The sequence below is a fragment of the Cognatitamlana onchidii genome, assembly GCF_004804355.1.
Lineage (GTDB): Bacteria > Bacteroidota > Bacteroidia > Flavobacteriales > Flavobacteriaceae > Cognatitamlana > Cognatitamlana onchidii.
On record NZ_SRWZ01000004.1, the window covers coordinates 64,960 to 84,295 of the forward strand.

At 36.5% G+C, this 19,336-nt stretch carries 11 protein-coding genes and 1 pseudogene; 11 read left to right on the forward strand and 1 reads right to left on the reverse strand.

Annotated elements, in window-relative coordinates:
• Positions 1-32: 32 nt before the first annotated feature.
• The gene (locus tag E5D58_RS08930; protein ID WP_136481519.1) at positions 33-431 is read right to left on the reverse strand and encodes an SPOR domain-containing protein; all 399 of its coding nucleotides are present in this window, start codon (positions 429-431) and stop codon (positions 33-35) included.
• Between the two features lie 215 nt (positions 432-646).
• Between E5D58_RS08930 and E5D58_RS08935 the strand changes: the two genes are divergently transcribed.
• From E5D58_RS08935 to E5D58_RS08985, 11 genes and pseudogenes are all read left to right on the forward strand, one after another.
• Complete coding sequence (locus E5D58_RS08935; RefSeq protein WP_136481520.1) at positions 647-1,939, forward strand: c-type cytochrome; 1,293 nt, start codon at positions 647-649, stop codon at positions 1,937-1,939.
• Between the two features lie 69 nt (positions 1,940-2,008).
• Positions 2,009-5,122, forward strand: coding sequence for a TAT-variant-translocated molybdopterin oxidoreductase (locus E5D58_RS08940; protein ID WP_136481521.1), 3,114 nt, complete (start codon positions 2,009-2,011; stop codon positions 5,120-5,122).
• 29 nt (positions 5,123-5,151) lie between these two features.
• Positions 5,152-6,576, forward strand: a pseudogene (gene nrfD / locus E5D58_RS08945) (NrfD/PsrC family molybdoenzyme membrane anchor subunit); the annotation flags it as partial.
• Positions 6,577-6,612: 36 nt separating this feature from the next.
• The gene (locus E5D58_RS08950; protein ID WP_136481523.1) at positions 6,613-7,143 is read left to right on the forward strand and encodes a DUF3341 domain-containing protein; all 531 of its coding nucleotides are present in this window, start codon (positions 6,613-6,615) and stop codon (positions 7,141-7,143) included.
• A gap of 8 nt (positions 7,144-7,151) precedes the next feature.
• Complete coding sequence (locus tag E5D58_RS08955; protein WP_168796666.1) at positions 7,152-7,703, forward strand: c-type cytochrome; 552 nt, start codon at positions 7,152-7,154, stop codon at positions 7,701-7,703.
• A gap of 22 nt (positions 7,704-7,725) precedes the next feature.
• On the forward strand, positions 7,726-9,093 hold the full coding sequence (locus E5D58_RS08960; RefSeq protein WP_136481524.1) for a quinol:cytochrome C oxidoreductase: 1,368 nt from the start codon (positions 7,726-7,728) through the stop codon (positions 9,091-9,093).
• A gap of 31 nt (positions 9,094-9,124) precedes the next feature.
• On the forward strand, positions 9,125-10,192 hold the full coding sequence (locus tag E5D58_RS08965) for a cytochrome c oxidase subunit II (protein WP_136481525.1): 1,068 nt from the start codon (positions 9,125-9,127) through the stop codon (positions 10,190-10,192).
• A gap of 24 nt (positions 10,193-10,216) precedes the next feature.
• Entirely contained in the window at positions 10,217-12,010 is a 1,794-nt protein-coding gene (locus tag E5D58_RS08970) for a cytochrome c oxidase subunit I (protein ID WP_136481526.1), read from the forward strand.
• A gap of 198 nt (positions 12,011-12,208) precedes the next feature.
• Positions 12,209-16,375, forward strand: a complete 4,167-nt coding sequence (locus tag E5D58_RS08975; protein WP_136481527.1) for a gliding motility-associated C-terminal domain-containing protein — start codon at positions 12,209-12,211, stop codon at positions 16,373-16,375.
• Between the two features lie 5 nt (positions 16,376-16,380).
• Positions 16,381-17,364: a PorP/SprF family type IX secretion system membrane protein gene (locus E5D58_RS08980; protein WP_235835881.1), complete on the forward strand. Its 984-nt coding sequence runs from the start codon at positions 16,381-16,383 to the stop codon at positions 17,362-17,364.
• 21 nt (positions 17,365-17,385) lie between these two features.
• Positions 17,386-19,278 carry an OmpA family protein gene (locus E5D58_RS08985; RefSeq protein WP_136481528.1) on the forward strand — a complete coding sequence of 631 codons (1,893 nt, stop codon included), beginning with the start codon at positions 17,386-17,388 and terminating at the stop codon, positions 19,276-19,278.
• The last annotated feature ends 58 nt before the right edge of the window (positions 19,279-19,336 follow it).

The window sequence follows — 19,336 nt, forward strand, 5'->3', positions numbered from 1 at the left end:
ACCTTTTGGTCGCTTTTTTTATGTTTCTAAGATTAAGATTTTTCCTTTTTTGGTTTAAAAATAAAGGCACTGGGAAATTCTTTTTTTATCTGTTTTAAAGCTCTGTCGGCTTCTAGTCTTGTTCTAAAATTGCCAGCCCAAATTTTGAAATTAGGGGTTTCATATTGAATGGTTGGTTTCCATTCTGGGAAGTGTTTTGAAAACGCTTCTTTGGCTTCCTGAGCCAGTGTTCTGCCCCCTGAATAAATCTGAATTTTATAACGGTTAGAGTCATTCTCATTCTTATACATGTCCTTTTTTAGGGTCATTAGTTTGGAGATGCTCTCGCTTTGGTTTATAGTAAGATCTCCCTCTTGAGAATAGCTGTTTGGGCTAAAAATTGCTAACATTAAAAGAGCGAATATGGCTGTTCTTAAATTAGTTGAGGTCATAGGTCATGATATTTATGCAAATGTATAAGTATTAAACTTAAAAGTGAACAATTTTATTATTTAGAATCTCTCTAAATTAAGTATTAACGTTTCTTTAATATTTCGGGAATCGACTTTAAATATTACTTTTGCCTGAGATTTTATAACGATGATTTTTTTAGTTTAATAGCTGACAAAAGTCATACCAAAGTTAAGAAGTTAATTTAACCAACAATATGAGAAAGGTGATTCACCGAAGTTTAAGTAGAAGCTTTTTGAGTTTAGGCTTAATAGTATTAGTCGCGTTTACAACCTCGCTTTCTGCTCAGGAAGGAGATCCAGCAAAAGGAAAATCTTTATTTAATGCCAATTGTGCGGCTTGTCATCAATTGGATAAAAAAATGACAGGACCTGCCTTACGTAATGTAGAAGCGCGTTTGTCTGATGAAGAAGGTTTAGATAGGGAATGGCTGTATGCTTGGATTCGTAACAGTGCTGGTTTAATCAAGTCTGGCGATGCTTACGCGAACAAAGTGTATAATGAGTTTGGTGGGGCTGCTATGACAGCATTTCCTCAATTATCTGATGACGATTTAAATAATATTTTAGCATATACGGCTGAAGAGAAGAAAGCGCCTGCAGCTCCTGCTGCGGTGGCTGGAGCGGCACAGACTGCAGACACTTCAGGAGGTATATCAAATGAGCTTATTTTAGGCGCGTTAGCTATTTTGTTTATTCTTTTAGCTGCTGGACTATATTTGGTAAATAAAACTTTACGTCGTTTTGCAGCGGCTCAAAATATTGAACTAGATGTTGAAACAGGAAGAACACCTCTTTGGAAAGCATTTGTGCAAAATCAATTTTTAATGATTGTGGTTGCAATTTTCTTTTTGTTATCGAGTGCGTACTTTGTTTATGGTTATTTCATGCAGGTTGGGGTAGATCAAGGCTATCAACCAGTACAACCAATTCATTTCTCGCATAAGATTCATGCTGGCGATAATGGTATTGATTGTAAATATTGTCACTCTTCAGCTAGAGTAAGTAAAACATCAGGGATTCCATCATTAAATATTTGTATGAACTGTCATAAATCAATTTATGAGTATAATGGAGAAACGTCTCCAGAGTATCCTAAAGAATTCTATGATGGAGAGATTAAAAAGTTATATGCTGCAGCAGGATGGGATGACGCCGATCAAAAATATACGGGTGAGTCTCAACCAGTAAAATGGGTGCGCATACATAACCTGCCTGACTTCGCGTATTTCAATCACTCGCAGCATGTTACTGTGGCAGGGGTTGAATGTCAAACTTGTCACGGACCTGTTGAAGAAATGGAGATTATGTACCAGCATGCGCCGTTAACTATGGGATGGTGTATCAACTGTCATAGAGAAACAAATGTAGATGTGAAGGATAATGCTTATTACGAAAAGATACATGAGGAATTATCTAAAAAGTATGGTGTCGATAATTTAACAGCTGCTCAAATGGGTGGTTTAGAATGTGGTAAGTGTCACTACTAACAAGTGATTCTTGGTTTAGCTAATGCGGAAAGCTTTAAAATTAATTAAGAAGTAATTCAATTATATAATATGTCATCAAACAAGAAATACTGGAAAAGTGTTGAAGAGCTAAACGAAAACAGCTCTATTGTTGAGACGCTAAAACAAAACGAGTTTGTATCTGAGATCCCTACTGATGAGTTTTTAGGAGATAAAGAAACATTAGAGTCTACGGCTACAACGCGTCGCGATTTCTTAAAATACGTAGGATTTAGTACTGCGGCGGCTTCATTAGCTGCTTGTGAAGGTCCTGTTAAAAAATCAATTCCTTATGTAGTTCAACCAACAGAGATTATTCCTGGAGTTGCTAATTACTATGCTACCACAGTTGCTGATGGTTTTGATTTTGCTAGTGTTTTAGTAAAAACGCGTGAAGGTCGTCCAATAAAAATTGAGAACAACAATTTAGCTAGTACTAATGGTAGCGCTAATGCAAGAGTTAATGCTTCTGTTTTAGGTTTGTATGATAGTTTAAGAGTTCAGGGGCCAAAAAAGAATGGGAATTCAATTTCTTGGAGTGATTTTGATGCTGAAACAACTAAGGTTCTTAATGGTTTAAAAGGTTCGGATAAGCAAATTGTATTATTAACACAAACTTATGCAAGTCCATCAACTAGAAACTTAATTGCAGATTTTAAAGAGGAATATGGGAACGTAAATCATGTGGTTTATGATGCTATTTCTGAATCTGCGGCAGTAGAAGCTTTTCAAAAGAAATACAATAAAAGAGGTTTAGCTGATTACGATTTTGCTGAGGCTATGACCATTGTTTCTGTTGGTGCTGATTTCTTAGGTGATTGGCAAGGCGGGGGCTTTGATGCTGGGTACTCGAAAAACCGAGTTCCTGATCATGGGAAAATGTCTCGCCACGTGCAGTTTGAGTCTAATATGTCGCTAACTGGTGCCAATGCTGATAAGCGTGTACCATTAACGCCATCGCAACAAAAGTTAGCCTTAGCTAAATTATATAGTTTGGTTACAGGAAATAATGTTTCTGTAAATGGTTTGCCTGAAGCTGTAGAGGCTGCTCTAAAGGGAGCTGCTTCGCAACTAAAGAAAGCTGGAAGCAAAGGGGTTGTAGTAACGGGTATTCAAGACATAAACGCCCAAACGGTTGTTTTAGAGATCAATGAGTATCTAAAAAGTAAAGCATTTAGCAGTAATAGTTCTTTAAAAACTAGAGAAGGAAATGATAAAGCAGTAGCACAGTTAGTTGCCGATATGAATGCTGGCAAGGTTGGGGCTATTATCATGAGTGGCGTAAACCCATTATATACATTACCAAATGCATCTGAATTTGCTGAAGGTTTAAAGAAAACAGAGTTGTCTGTCGCATTTTCAATGAAAGAAGATGAGACATCAACACAGGTTCAGTATTTGGCTGCTTCACCTCATTATTTAGAGTCTTGGGGAGATGTTGAAATAAAATCAGGTCACTTTGGTTTAACACAGCCCGCAATTCGCCCTCTTTTTGATACAAGACAATTCCAAGAAGCTCTATTGATTTGGACTGGAGGTAACGGGAAGTCTTACAGTGATTATATCAAGGTAATTTGGAATGAGGATATTTTAAATGGTGCGTCATTTAATCAAGCATTACATGATGGATTCTTTGTAAGCGAAACTAATGAGCTTGATGATATAGATGCCTTGGAAGGTGTAACTGATGAAACTGAAGAAGAGGTGGTTTCTTCGGGTGCTGCAGCTCAAGCATTAGCATCTTCAACGAATTCAAATGGGTTGGAGTTAACCTTGTATACAAAAACAGGGATGGGAGATGGTCAGCAGGCTAACAATCCATGGTTACAGGAGTTTCCTGATCCAATTACAAGAGCCTCTTGGGATAATTATTTAACTATATCAAAGGCCGATGCTGATGACCTAGGTTTAAGTAATATGCATGTCGCTAATGGCGCATTAAATGGTAGTTATGCCAATGTTACGGTTAATGGTGTAACTGTTAAGACACCAGTTATGATTCAACCAGGACAAGCTAAAGGATCTGTTGGTTTAGCATTTGGATATGGAAGAACGTCTGGTTTAAAAGAAGAAATGCAAACAGGAGTAAATGCATATGCATTATACCAAAATTTCAATAATGTTCAGAATGTAACCATTGAACCGGCTGCTGGAGAACACGAATTTGCTTGCGTACAACTTCATAATACGCTTATGGGGCGTGGTGATATTGTAAAAGAGACAACCTTAGAAATTTTCAATACTAAGGATAAGAAACATTGGAATGCTGTTCCTGTAGTGTCTTTAAATCACGAAGAAACGCCAGTAACATCGCCAGAGGTTGATTTATGGGATGAATTTGATCGTTCTATTGGACATCACTTCAACTTATCTATTGATTTAAATGCTTGTACGGGTTGTGGTGCATGTGTGATTGCATGTCATGCAGAAAATAATGTACCGGTAGTTGGTAAGACAGAAGTGCGTCGTAGCCGAGATATGCACTGGTTACGTATAGATAGATATTATTCATCTGAAGATTCGTTTGAAGGGGATAACGAGAAAAAAGATAATATTTCTGGTTTAGGAAGTTCGTTGAGTGAGTTTGGTGAAATGGAAAATGCAGCTGATAATCCTCAAGTGGCATTCCAACCAGTAATGTGTCAGCATTGTAACCATGCGCCTTGTGAAACTGTATGTCCTGTAGCGGCAACATCACATGGTCGTCAAGGGCAAAATCATATGGCTTATAACCGTTGTGTAGGTACGAGATACTGTGCAAACAACTGTCCTTATAAAGTACGTCGTTTTAACTGGTTCTTGTACAATGGTAATGATGAATTTGATTACCACATGAATGATGATTTAGGACGTATGGTATTAAATCCAGATGTGGTGGTACGTTCTCGTGGTGTTATGGAAAAATGTTCTATGTGTATTCAAATGACACAGAAAACAATTCTTGATGCAAAACGCGATGGTCGTCAAATTAAAGATGGCGAATTCCAAACAGCATGTTCTGCAGCTTGTAGTTCTGGTGCCATGGTATTTGGTGATATCAATGATAAAGACAGTAAAGTTGCAAAACTTAAAGAAGATAACCGTATGTATCACTTATTGGAGCATGTAGGCACAAAACCTAATGTGCAGTATCAAACAAAGGTGAGAAATACAACTGAAGCATAAATCTAAATTAAAGAATCAATTATATAATTATGGCGTCTCATTACGAAGCACCTATTAGAAGACCTTTAGTTACAGGCGAAAAATCATACCACGACGTTACAGTGGATGTAGCAAAACCTGTAGAAGGAAAAGCAAATAAGCAATGGTGGATAGTTTTTGGAATATCTCTTGTAGCTTTTCTTTGGGGAATTGGATGTATTTTATACACAATATCCACAGGTATTGGAACTTGGGGTTTAAACAAGACCGTAGGTTGGGCTTGGGATATTACTAACTTTGTTTGGTGGGTAGGTATTGGTCACGCGGGAACACTTATTTCTGCGGTACTTTTGTTATTCCGTCAAAAATGGAGAATGGCAATTAATCGTTCTGCAGAAGCGATGACTATTTTCTCAGTTGTTCAAGCAGGTTTATTTCCAATAATTCACATGGGTCGTCCATGGTTGGGGTATTGGGTGTTACCTATTCCAAACCAATTTGGTTCTTTATGGGTAAACTTTAACTCACCATTACTTTGGGACGTATTCGCAATTTCTACATATTTATCGGTGTCACTAGTGTTCTGGTGGACAGGTTTATTACCTGATTTTGCTATGCTTAGAGATAGAGCGATTAAACCTTTCCAGAAGAAAATATATTCGTTATTAAGTTTTGGATGGTCTGGTAGAGCTAAGGATTGGCAACGTTTTGAAGAAGTATCTTTGGTGCTTGCAGGTTTAGCAACACCTTTAGTACTTTCTGTACATACCATTGTATCGTTTGACTTCGCAACATCGGTTATACCTGGTTGGCATACTACTATTTTCCCGCCATACTTTGTTGCTGGTGCGGTATTCTCTGGATTTGCTATGGTGAACACGCTTCTTATTATCATGAGAAAAGTGTGCAACCTTGAGGATTATATTACTGTTCAGCATATCGAGTTAATGAACATCGTTATTATGATTACGGGTTCTATCGTTGGTGTGGCGTATATTACTGAGTTATTTATTGCTTGGTACTCTGGTGTAGAGTATGAGCAGTATGCTTTCTTAAATAGAGCAACAGGACCTTACTGGTGGGCTTATTGGGCAATGATGACTTGTAACGTATTCTCTCCACAATTTATGTGGTTTAAGAAATTAAGAACAAGTATAATGTTCTCTTTCTTTATCTCAATTGTGGTAAATATTGGTATGTGGTTTGAGCGTTTTGTAATTATTGTGACATCATTACACCGTGATTACTTACCGTCATCATGGGCTATGTTCTCGCCAACTTTTGTTGATATTGGAATTTTTATTGGTACCATAGGATTCTTCTTTGTATTATTCTTATTGTATTCGAGAACATTCCCAGTTATTGCTCAAGCCGAGGTTAAAACAATTTTAAAATCTTCTGGAGAAAAGTATAAAAACTTAAGAGAGTCTGGTGAAAGTTTGGTAGGAACTGGAGCTGACGCAAGAACATCTGGAGATACTAATAAAGAAACAAAAAACTAAAAGTAGCATATGGAAGCTTCAAAAGTAATTCACGCTATTTATACCGATGATGACATTTTAATGTCTGCCGTTAAAAAGGTTAAGGCAGAAAAGCATCATATAGAAGAAATATATACACCATTTCCTGTTCACGGGCTAGATAAAGCTATGGGACTAGAACCAACACGTATTGCAATTACTGCATTTTTGTACGGGTTAGTGGGTTTAACAGTTGCTATCCTTATGATGAATTTCATAATGATAGAAGACTGGCCACAAAATATTGGAGGTAAACCAAGTTTTAGTTATTTAGAGAATATGCCGGCATTTGTACCTATTATGTTTGAGTTAACTGTATTTTTTGCAGCGCACTTAATGGTAATTACCTTTTATTTACGTAGTAGAATGTGGCCATTTAAAAAAGGGGAAAACCCAGACCTTAGAACTACAGATGATCATTTCTTAATGGAAATAGCTGTTCATGGAAATGAGAACGAATTAGAAAGTTTGCTTAAAGAAACAGGAGCAGTAGAAGTTAATTTAGTTGATAAAGCCCACTAATAAATAATATGAAAAGCTTAATTAAAATAGTTGTAGTAGCAATAGTTTTTGTAGCAGTATCTTGTAATAAGAGTACGGCTCCTAACTACCAATTCATGCCAAATATGTATGAATCTGCTGGATATGAAACATATGGTGAAGCAGCATTTCCTAATGGAGTTGAGGCTCAGTTACCGGCTGAAGGTACTATTGCAAGAGGGTTTGTTCCTTTTGATATTGAAAATACTACAGAAGGTTATGACTTGGCAAAAGCTACCCTAGTAAGTCCTCTAGATTCAGCAGCTGTTGATTTAAATAGAGGAAAAGAATTATATGACATCTATTGTGGAATTTGTCATGGTAATAAAGGAAATGGTCAAGGTAATTTAGTGAAAAGAGAAAAAATTCTTGGTATCCCTAGTTATGATGATGCTGGACGAGCTATTACAGCTGGGAGTATTTACCACACTATTTATTATGGAAAGAATGCCATGGGTTCTTATGCTAACCAATTGAACGAGGAAGAACGTTGGCAAGTAGTATCCTATGTGTTGAAGTTAAAAGCTGATTTAGAAAAGTAAGATTGATAAGATTATTATAGATATGTATACATTTTCAAATAAATTAAAGACATTTTCTATCATACTAATGGTTCTTGGAGCTGTGGGTGTTGGAATTAGTTTTATGACATCTCATAAATCTTTTGAAGAAGTTGAGCACATACTTGCAGAGGAAGCACATCACGGTGGGGGACATGGCGCAGAGGCTTCACATGACGAAGCAAGTCATGGTGCACATGCTGCTGTAGAGTCTCATGGTGAAGCTCATGGAGATAGCGCACACGCTGAAGTTGATGAGCATACAAAACATATTGAGCATGTTCAGCACCAAATAGCTAACAGGCCTTGGTCTGCATTATATGTAGCAGCGTTTTTCTTTATGATGATTGCGCTAGGAGTATTGGCTTTTTATGCCATTCAAATTGCATCTCAAGCTGGCTGGTCACCTGTACTTTTTAGAGTTATGGAAGGTATAACAGCTTACCTGTTACCAGGTGCACTTATTGTTTTAGCCATTGCTGTGGCATCAGGTACAATTGGTCACTACAATTTGTTTGTATGGATGGATCCGGATGTGGTTGCTCATGACAAACTAATTCAAGGGAAATCTGGATGGTTAAATCTTACAGGTTTTACAATAAGAGGTTTAATTTTTATTGCTGGTTGGGTTTTATACCGTCACTTCTCAAGAAAATTTTCTATAGCACAAGATACAGCTGAAGATAAAAGTAACTTTAAAAAGTCGTTCCGTATATCTGCCGCATTCTTAGTATTCTTTATTTATACAGAATCTATGATGTCATGGGATTGGATTATGAGTGTTGATCCGCACTGGTTTTCAACACTATTTGGATGGTACGTTTTTGCTAGTATGTTTGTAAGTGGAATTACTGTAATTGCATTAATAACGCTTTATTTAAAGTCAAAAGGTCAATTAGAGTTTGTAAATGAAAACCATTTACATGATGTGGCTAAGTTTATGTTTGCCTTTAGTATTTTCTGGACATACCTTTGGTTCTCACAATTCATGCTTATTTGGTATTCAAACATTCCAGAAGAGGTAACCTATTTTGTGACGCGTTTCCAAGATTATAAATTACCATTCCTAGGTATGGTAGTGATGAATTTTGTATTCCCTATCTTAATGCTTATGAATGCAGATTACAAGCGTATTCCTTGGTTTGTGGTTATGGCTGGTTTAGTTATCTTGTTTGGTCACTACATTGATATATTTAACATGATTATGCCTGCGACCGTTGGTGATAGATGGTTTATTGGCATTCCAGAGATAAGTTCAGTTTTACTTTTTGCAGGATTGTTCATATTTGTTGTATTTACAGCACTTACAAAAGCGCCGTTGCTTGTTAAAGGATATCCTTTTAGAAAGGAAAGTGAAGATTTTCATTATTAATTAGATATATAAATAAAGACGAACGATACCAATGACTGCTTTATTAACAATTATAGTTTTAGTATTTATTTTAATTGCCATTTGGCAAATGGTTAAGATTTTTGATTTGGCTCAAGCTCGATCTGAAAACAACCAAGTAGCTACCGATAAAGATAATACCATGAATGGTTACCTTATGATGGGCTTTTTAGCGTTCATCTATGTTATAACCATAATTAGTATTGTTAATTGGGGTGATTTACCACTTATTTCAAATTCGGCATCCGCCCACGGTCCTACTATTGATAATCTTATGATTATCTCTTTAGTAATTATCTTTTTTGTACAGACTGTTACTCAGTTTTTACTGCACTATTTTGCTTTTAAATATAAAGGGGAGAAAGGAAAGAAGGCGTTGTTTTTTGCCGATAATAATAAGTTGGAGGCCATTTGGACTATTATTCCGGTAATTGTTTTGGCAGGTTTGATTATCTATGGATTAAACACTTGGATTAACATTATGGGTGTTGATGAAAGTGATGATCCTCTAGTAGTAGAATTATATGCACAACAATTTAACTGGAAAGCTAGATACGCTGGTGCAGATAATACACTTGGTAAAGCTAACGTTAGATTAATTGATATTGATCGTGCAAATATTTTAGGTTTAGATGAATCAGACCCGAATGCACAGGATGATATTATTACTACAGAGTTGCATTTGCCTGTTGGTAAACCTGTATTATTTAAAATGCGTTCGCAAGATGTATTACATTCTGCTTACATGCCACACTTTAGAGCGCAAATGAACTGTGTTCCTGGTATGATTACTCAGTTTGGATTTACACCAACGGTAACCACTGCAGATATGCGTCAGAACCCAGATATGCAGGAGAAAGTAAATAGAATTAATGATATTAGAGTTGAAAACAGCAAACCGTTAATTGCTAAAGGTGAAGATGCTCTAGAGCGCTATGAGTTTGATTACTTATTAATTTGTAATAAAATTTGTGGTAAATCTCACTACAACATGCAAATGAAAATTGTTGTTGAAACACAAGAAGAATATGATGCTTGGATTAAAGAGCAAAAAGAATTCAAGAACTCTCTAATTAACTAATTAAAAGAAAAACGAAACAAGATTATGTCAGCACACGCAGATACTCACGCTCACGACGAAGACCACGGACATCATCATAAAGAAACGTTTGTTACTAAATATATATTTAGTCAAGACCATAAAATGATTGCTAAGCAGTACTTAGTTACTGGAACTATCATGGGGGTTATTGGTGTATTAATGTCAATGATGTTCCGTATGCAAATTGCATGGCCAGAGGAACCTAATGTTTTATTTGAAGCATTACTAGGTAAATGGGCACCAGATGGTGTTATGGACGCAGACATTTATTTAGCATTGGTAACCATTCATGGTACTATAATGGTATTCTTTGTACTTACTGCAGGTTTAAGTGGTACGTTTAGTAACTTGTTAATTCCATTGCAAATCGGAGCGCGTGATATGGCTTCTGGTTTCTTAAACATGGTTTCATATTGGTTATTCTTTTTATCAAGTGTAATCATGGTTATTTCATTGTTTGTTGAGGCAGGACCTGCTGCAGCTGGTTGGACCATCTATCCGCCTTTAAGTGCTTTACCTATGGCTCAAGGAGGTTCTGGAATGGGTATGACCTTATGGTTGGTCTCTATGGCTATTTTCATTGCCTCGTCATTATTAGGGTCACTTAACTATATTGTTACTGTAATAAACTTACGTACTAAAGGAATGTCTATGACTAGACTTCCATTAACAATTTGGGCATTTTTCATTACCGCTATTATTGGTGTTATTTCTTTCCCAGTACTGTTGTCTGCTGCTTTATTATTAATAATGGATAGAAGTTTTGGAACATCATTCTTCTTATCCGATATTTTTATCCAGGGAGAAGTGTTACATTACCAAGGCGGTTCCCCTGTATTGTTTGAGCATTTGTTTTGGTTTTTAGGTCACCCTGAAGTTTATATTGTTATTTTACCAGCAATGGGTCTAGTTTCGGAGATTATGGCGTCAAACTCTCGTAAACCAATTTTTGGGTATCGAGCAATGATTGCTTCAATCTTGGCGATTGCTTTTCTATCGACAATTGTATGGGGTCACCATATGTTTGTTTCAGGTATGAATCCGTTCCTTGGATCGGTGTTTACCTTTACAACCTTACTGATTGCAATACCATCGGCTGTTAAAGCATTTAACTGGATAACTACACTATGGAAAGGTAATTTGCAAATGAATCCTGCCATGTTGTTCTCAATAGGTTTTGTGTCGACATTTATTACAGGAGGTTTAACAGGTATTATTCTTGGAGATAGTGCTTTAGATATTAATGTACACGACACTTATTTTGTTGTGGCTCATTTCCATTTAGTAATGGGTATATCGGCTCTATATGGAATGTTTGCAGGAATTTATCATTGGTTCCCTAAAATGTTTGGTCGTATGCTTAATAAGAATTTAGGGTATATTCATTTTTGGCTTACGGCTGTGTGTGCTTATGGTGTATTCTTTCCAATGCACTTTATTGGAATGGCAGGGCTACCAAGGAGGTATTATACAAATTCAAACTTCCCGTTGTTTGATGATTTAGCTAACGTAAATGTTATTATCACCATATTTGCATTAATTGGTGGAGTTGTTCAATTGGTTTACTTATACAATTTCTTTATCAGTATATTTTATGGAAAGAAGGCAACTCAAAACCCATGGAAATCAACTACTTTGGAATGGACAACACCCGTAGAGCATATTCATGGAAATTGGCCAGGAGAAATTCCTCATGTACACCGCTGGGCTTATGACTACAGTAAACCTGGGCATGACGTAGATTTTGTTCCTCAAACAGTCCCCTTAAAGGATGGAGAAGAAGAACTACAACACTAAATAGTAGGTGAAAAAAAATTAAAAAGCTCGTCTAAAAGATGAGCTTTTTTTGTTACTTAAAAAAATTACTTTCATTTTTATGTAGAAAAAACCTCAAAAATATCGGCTAAGTACAAAAAAAACAGTTAAATTGCAAACATATTAATTTGAATATTGGGTATAATCAAATTTTTAACAACCAAATTTAAACTCTTACTTATGAAAACGTGCTTATCAGCAAGTCAAGTATTTTGTAATGTTATTTTTGCTTTCTTTTTATTTGGTTTTACCCAGCTTACTTCGGCCCAATGCCCTACTATAAATAATCCTAATCCTGTAATTTGTGCCGATGGTGCTGGCTACACGTTTAGTGATTTAAATGCCTATGCAACAGATGCTGGTAATGGTTTAGTATGGTATGATGCTGCAACAGGAGGGAATTCTTTTAATCAAAATGAGTTAGTTTTTGAGGGAACCTATTATTTGGGTGATAATTCAGGGACTTGTGGTACGAGGCCGTCATTATTTGTTGATTTTACTGTGAGCCCATCTACACCGTTACCGCCACAGCGCGTTTATTGTAGGGAGAATGGTGATGAACCTACATTTCAAGAATATATTGATGAAATTATTCAACCTTTTATTCCTCCCGGGGGATCTGTTGAAATGTATTACGATTTGAACTTAACTAATTTAATAGACCCGACCGATGATATTCTAAGAGGAGGAAGGTCGTATTACGTAGTATTGGTTGATGCTGGAGCTTGTAGAAGTCAAATTGAAACCGTCGAAATATTTGTGGTTCCCGGTGTTGAGGCTAATCCGCCCTCCCCTCAATTATTTTGTTCTGGATCAAATCCGGTGGTTTCCGATTTAAACACAGATACTAATCCACCTGATACGTTCAGTTGGTACGAAAGTTTAGATAGTAATGGGAATACGATTCCTCCTGCCATGGATCCAACAGATCCTTTGATAAATGGTAGAACATATTATTTAGAGGTTCAAGGTACATTTTGTTCAAGTGATCCCATACCTGTTTCTGTAGTAATAAATAGTGAAGCTTCAGGAGTTTCTAATGTTTTAGATTTTTGTGAGACTAAAATTCCTGCTTTAGACTTTAATCTTTTTGATGTTTTAGGAAACCCAAAAGATAATACAGGCGCTTGGACAGGACCTGCTCCCACAACAAATGGACATCTAGGTACTGTCAATATTTCAACTTTTGTGGTAGGAACCTATACGTTTACCTATAGAGTGCCAACTAATGGAAGTTGTCCAGATTTGACCTCTACGGTTACTATTGAAATTGATGAGTCCCTATCTTCAGGAACTGTGTTAAATCCAAGTCCTCCAGTGTTTTGTACAGCCAATTTGCCATCTTCTTTTGACCTATTCTCAGAGCTTACAGGGTATGACCCAGGGGGGCAATGGACTAGTGGGACGCAAAGCTCAGATCCTGTCGTTACCTCTCCCATTGATTTAAGCGCATTCACCATAGGAACTTATTTTTTTACATATACTCAAAATCTAAGTCCTAATGTTTGTGCAGAAGAATCTACTACCATTCAAATTGATATTGTAGATGTTCCTCAAGCTGGTAATGCTATAAATCAAAATATATGTGAAAATAGGACATCCGACAACTCTCCATTTGATCTTTTTTCGGCATTAGATGGCACACAGAGTAATAATAATGGTGTTTGGAGAGACGCCAGTAATAATATTATTTCTAATGTAATTGATATAACCGCCTTTACGTTTGCTAATAGTCCGTATACGTTTAGTTATTCTGTTGGTACAGGAAGCTGCAGCGACACAGAGATTGTTACCTTAAACATTGACGAAAGCCCTGAATCTGGAACGGCAAACGCCCCGGCCGAATTTTGTGAAAGTATAGCGCCTTCAACTTTTGATTTGTTTAGTCTACTTACAGGGGCAGATTTAGGAGGTAATTGGTATATAGGTAGTGATAATTTAGGGGCAACAACAACTAATATTATAGATTTATCAAGTTTTACTGCAGCAACCTATAGTTTTACTTATGAAGTTACTCCTATCGGAGCTTGTATTGACGACCTTGTAACTGTCCAGATAATAATTAGAGAGTCTCCAAATCCTGGAATAGCTGAAACGGCTATTTTTTGTGAAAATGATTTAGCTGCTAATTCACCATTAGATTTATTCGCTCAGTTAATTGGTGAGGATTCAGGAGGCATATGGTCTGATGATGATACCACCGGTGCTTTATCAGGAAGCAATGTAGACTTAACACGTCTAGGAGTAGGGTTATATAATTATACATATGCTGTTACAAGTTTAAACGGATGTATTGATAGCGCAACAGTAATGGTTGAAATTCGGTTAGCACCAGATTCTGGAGTACCTAATGCGCCACAGGAATTTTGTGAAGCAGATATTACGACAGGACAAACCTATGACTTGTTTAATTCACTTACTGGTGCCAATCCTTCAGGAACTTGGAATGACGATGATAACACTGGCGGACTATCCGGCAGTATAGTATCTTTAGATGGTTTAACAGAAGGTACTTATAATTTCACCTATAGTGTTGATCCTATAGGAACATGTGACGACGACGATGTAACAGTAAGTCTAATTATTAACAATGTTTCAGAACCTTCGGCTGATGCCAATCAATTATTTTGCGATTCGGCTAGGATTTCAGATTTAACTGCTACAGGTAACGCTATTGTTTGGTACGATGTACCTTCGGGAGGAGATCCATTGGATGCAGCTACTGTTTTATCAAACGCTCAAACTTATTACGCCGCTCAAACAGATCTAGTTTCCGGTTGTCAATCTTTTGTAAGAACACCTGTGCTGGTAACGATAAATATATCTCCTAATCCAGGGCTGCCTAGTGCTATACCAATTATTGCTTGTAATAATGATAACGCCATAGATTTGTTTAATGGTTTAGATGGTTCTCAGGATAGTGGCGGAGTATGGCAAAACGATGATGGTGAAGGAACTTTAACAGGAAGTATATTTGATGCCACAGGTCTTATTCCTGGCAGTTATAATTTCACATATGAAGTTACAGGTATAGCCCCATGTGTTGATAACTCAACGACAATTAGTGTTGTTATAGAAGAACCGCTTAATGCAGGAACAGACAATACTTTGGATGTGTGTAGTGATAGCGGTGCAACAGATCTCTTTACACTGTTAGGAACGGCGGATGCAGGAGGGACTTGGTCTCCAGAGTTAGCAAGTGGTAATGGAATTTTTGATCCGCTTCTTGATAATGATGGGACATATACTTATACCGTGTCAAATTCTTGTGGAACCGATAGCAGTGAGGTTGTAATTTCTGTAACTCTAGCTCCTGATGCAGGAGCAGATAATTCAATTAACCTTTGTATGGTTGACAGTGCTACAGATTTGTTTGTTTTGTTAGGAACAACTGCCCAAATGGGAGGAGAATGGACACCAGCCCTTACAAGTGGAACTGGCGTTTTTGACCCTGCCGTTGATGCTCAGGGCGTTTATACCTATACGGTGCAGTCCGAATTACCATGCGCACTTACTGATTCAGCAGAAATTGTTGTAACGGTAAGCGATTCTCCGCCAATTGTAGTTTTAGAGCCTGCTCCAGAATATTGTACGGCCGATAATCCAACGGTGTTTAATCTTATCAATAGTATTAGGCCAACAGGCTCTGTTAAATGGTATGAAGATGCAGCCTTAACAGTGCCCTTATCAGATTCAGATCCATTGATAAACGGAGAGGATTATTATGCTACACAGACTAATCAATCAGGGTGTGAATCTTCAATAGCCGTTAAGATAGATGTCACCTTAAATGACGCGCCAACACCAACAATAAAAGATACTAGCGTTGCTTATTGTATTACTGATGGGCCAACTATACATGATTTATCGTTGAATATTTCTGAGTTTAATGCGTCATCAAATAATATTGTTTGGTATGATTCGCCAACAGGAGGAACAGCCTATGATACTTCTACTGAAATAAGAGACCTTACATATTATGCGGCTTTGATTGATGCCACGTCGGGTTGTGAAAGTAGTATAAGACTTGAGGTGACTCCAGATGTAACGGCTTGCCCTAAAGTAGCAATGCCAGATGGTTTTTCTCCTAATGGAGATGGCGTAAATGATACGCTTGACCTTGATTTCTTGGGGTTATTGTATCCAGATTTTATCATGGAGATTTATAATCGCTATGGTAATATGGTTTATAAAGGTGGGGCCAATACACCAAGATTTGATGGTACTGCAAATCAGTCAAACGTACTATTAAAAGGAGATTTACCTGTGGGCGTATATTTCTATATATTCAATTTTAATGATGGTGAGAATCAACCAGAACAAGGACGCATATATTTAAGCAGATAACTCTAATGAAGCCGTTACTAAAAGAAATGAAACAGTTAAGTGCATATTATAAAACATTAGTGTTGTTTACCATATTGCTTGGGTCTTCTTTAAGTGTAGCCCAACAAGATCCTCAAGTTACCCAATATATGTATAACATGAGTGTGATTAATCCTGCTTATGCTACGGCAGAATTAGATGTGTTGAATTTAGGAGGAATGTACAGATCTCAGTGGGTGGGTATGGAAGGAGCGCCAAGAACAGCTAGTTTCTTCGCTCATAAACCACTTAATGATAAAATAGAAATGGGCATATCGTTTACTAATGATAATATTGGAGATGTGGTTAACGAAAGTAATATTTTTGCCGATTTTGCCTATGTGATACGAGTTGGGTTTGAAAGTAAACTTTCTTTTGGAGCTAAAGCAGGGGTAAGTTTTTATAATGCAAATTTTGATGGTTTTGTACTGCAATCGGGAGATAGAACCACTGATGTTGCTTTTAATAATAACGTTGGTCAAACCTTCCCTAATTTAGGTTTTGGAGCATTCTTTTTTAGAAAGAATTTTTACTTAGGTATTTCTGCTCCAAATGTGTTGTCAAGAAAACATATTGAAACAGAAAATGGCATTGCAGCAACAGGAGTAGAAAATGTACATTATTTCTTAACTGGAGGATATGTATTTGATTTGAGTGATAATGTTAAATTCAAACCCGCTTTCATGGCTAAAGCTGTAACAGGAGCACCTTTATCATTAGATATCACAGCCAATGTATTATTTAAAGAACGGATAGAAGCAGGTTTAGCATATAGATTAGAAGACGCAGTAAGTGCATTGGTTAATTTTAGAGTTAGTCCAGAGATAAGAATAGGTTATGCGTATGATTACTCACTTACAAACCTTAGTGATTTTAACTCAGGGTCTCATGAAATAATACTTCTATGGGATATTGACTTATTTAAAACAAGCAGTGTTCCAGGATATGATAGATCACCAAGGTTCTTTTAGAAACACAATAAAAAGTATGACATGAAAAGGAATTTTTATTTGCAATTAGGCTTTTTATTATTTATTGGTGCTGTATATGCTCAAAATAAAAACCTAAAACGGGCCAATAAGTTGTTTGAGATTAAGTCTTATGTTGAAGCTGCTAAGGTATACGAAACAAAAAAACGAACCAGGGAAGTTCTTGAAAAATTAGGAGACTGTTACTATTACAATACTGATTTTGAAAATGCTCAAAAAACATATAAAGAGTTGTTTGAGAAATATTCAGATGCTCCAATTGATGAAGAATATCAATTTAAATATGCGCAATCCTTAAAAGGTGTTGAAGATTATGAAGAAGCAGATAAGTATTTAAGCAGGTATTTTAAGCGAGAGGTAAATACGGTTGTTTTTATAGATTCTTTATTAAGCTCGACACCGCAAACGTATAGGTTAACACCAATTAATAGTCAAAGTAATTATAATGATTTTGGCTTAACCTATTTAGAAAATAATGAGGTTGTTTTTTCTTCAGCAAGAAGTTCAGATACGCTTGTTTATGCATGGAATAAATTACCTTATTTAGATTTATATCAAGCCACATTGGTTGATGATAATACGTTGTTAAATGTAGTTCCATTTTCAGAAGCTATAAATACAAATAATCATGAAAGTTGTGCCGTTTTTACAAGAGACGGTAAAACCATGTACTTTAACAGGACTAAAATAATTGATAGGTCAAAAGATGAGATAGGCAGAATTGCTCAAGTTGCCATTTATAAAGCGGAACTTGTTGATGGTATTTGGTCAAATATTGAGGAGCTCCCATTTGCATCAGACGAATATAGTGTTGAACACCCAGCTTTAAGTAAAGATGAAAGCACACTTTATTTTGCTAGTGACATGCCTGGGACTTTAGGCGGTTTTGATATTTACAAGGTAAGTATTAATGGCGATGGTTCTTATGGTGAGCCTATCAATCTGGGAAGTAAAATTAATACTAAACACAGAGAGCAGTTTCCATTTATTAGCGAATATGATGTACTCTATTTTTCTTCGAATGGACATATGGGTTACGGAGGGTTGGATGTGTTTAGAAGCGCCATATTTGATGGCGAATTAAGTGAACCTATTAACTTAGCAAGTCCGATTAATAGTAATTATGATGATTTTGCGTACACTGTTATTGAGAGTGAAGATAGGGGGAATATTTCATCAAATAGAAGTGGTTTAGATAAAATATATAGCTTTACAAGAGAAGAAAACAAACGATCCATTTATCAGGTAGAAGGTTTTGCAAAGAATAAACATACAGGAGAGTATTTAAGTGGTACTTTGGTAACGTTATTTGACGAATCTAATCAGGTTATTCAAGATACTATTGTAGGAGATGATGCTTATTATATATTCAAAATTCAGTATAATAAAAGGTATAAAGTAAGAGGCACCCGTAAAGCCTATATCCCTCAGGACGTAGAGTTTTCCACCAATAGTCGAGGAAAATCTCAACATAATGTGTTGTTATCTCTTGAGGCGTATTCTGATGCCGAGGAAAATATTGAAGAAAACGCAGATGGGGAAGTACAAGTAAGATTAGATAAGATTTATTTTGATTTCGATAAATCTGATATTAAGGAGGCTGCAGCCCTAACCTTAGATGTATTGGTTGGCTTAATGAAGAAGTATCCATTTATGGAAATTGAGGTATCTGCCCATACAGATGCTATAGGATCCGATCAATATAACTTAGAACTTTCAAAGCGAAGAGCGGCATCTACCTTAGAGTATTTAGTAAGCCAGGGAATTGATAGAAGAAGGTTAAGAAGTATTGGTTATGGAGAAATGCAACCTTTAAATGATTGTGATGAAGACAGTGATTGTACAGAAGCAGAGTTTGATATTAACAGGCGTTGTGAGTTTACTATTATAAATTAAGATGTGTTAACATAAGCGAGCCAACCAACTTTTAAAAAAGCCTTTTCTTTTTAGAAAA

What these genes read in the sequence shown, in the direction of transcription:
- E5D58_RS08930 (WP_136481519.1), bottom strand. Translation starts at nt 431, where the DNA reads ATGACCTCAACTAATTTAAGAACAGCCATATTCGCTCTTTTAATGTTA.
- E5D58_RS08935 (WP_136481520.1), top strand. Translation starts at nt 647, where the DNA reads ATGAGAAAGGTGATTCACCGAAGTTTAAGTAGAAGCTTTTTGAGTTTA.
- E5D58_RS08940 (WP_136481521.1), top strand. Translation starts at nt 2,009, where the DNA reads ATGTCATCAAACAAGAAATACTGGAAAAGTGTTGAAGAGCTAAACGAA.
- E5D58_RS08950 (WP_136481523.1), top strand. Translation starts at nt 6,613, where the DNA reads ATGGAAGCTTCAAAAGTAATTCACGCTATTTATACCGATGATGACATT.
- E5D58_RS08955 (WP_168796666.1), top strand. Translation starts at nt 7,152, where the DNA reads ATGAAAAGCTTAATTAAAATAGTTGTAGTAGCAATAGTTTTTGTAGCA.
- E5D58_RS08960 (WP_136481524.1), top strand. Translation starts at nt 7,726, where the DNA reads ATGTATACATTTTCAAATAAATTAAAGACATTTTCTATCATACTAATG.
- E5D58_RS08965 (WP_136481525.1), top strand. Translation starts at nt 9,125, where the DNA reads ATGACTGCTTTATTAACAATTATAGTTTTAGTATTTATTTTAATTGCC.
- E5D58_RS08970 (WP_136481526.1), top strand. Translation starts at nt 10,217, where the DNA reads ATGTCAGCACACGCAGATACTCACGCTCACGACGAAGACCACGGACAT.
- E5D58_RS08975 (WP_136481527.1), top strand. Translation starts at nt 12,209, where the DNA reads ATGAAAACGTGCTTATCAGCAAGTCAAGTATTTTGTAATGTTATTTTT.
- E5D58_RS08980 (WP_235835881.1), top strand. Translation starts at nt 16,381, where the DNA reads ATGAAGCCGTTACTAAAAGAAATGAAACAGTTAAGTGCATATTATAAA.
- E5D58_RS08985 (WP_136481528.1), top strand. Translation starts at nt 17,386, where the DNA reads ATGAAAAGGAATTTTTATTTGCAATTAGGCTTTTTATTATTTATTGGT.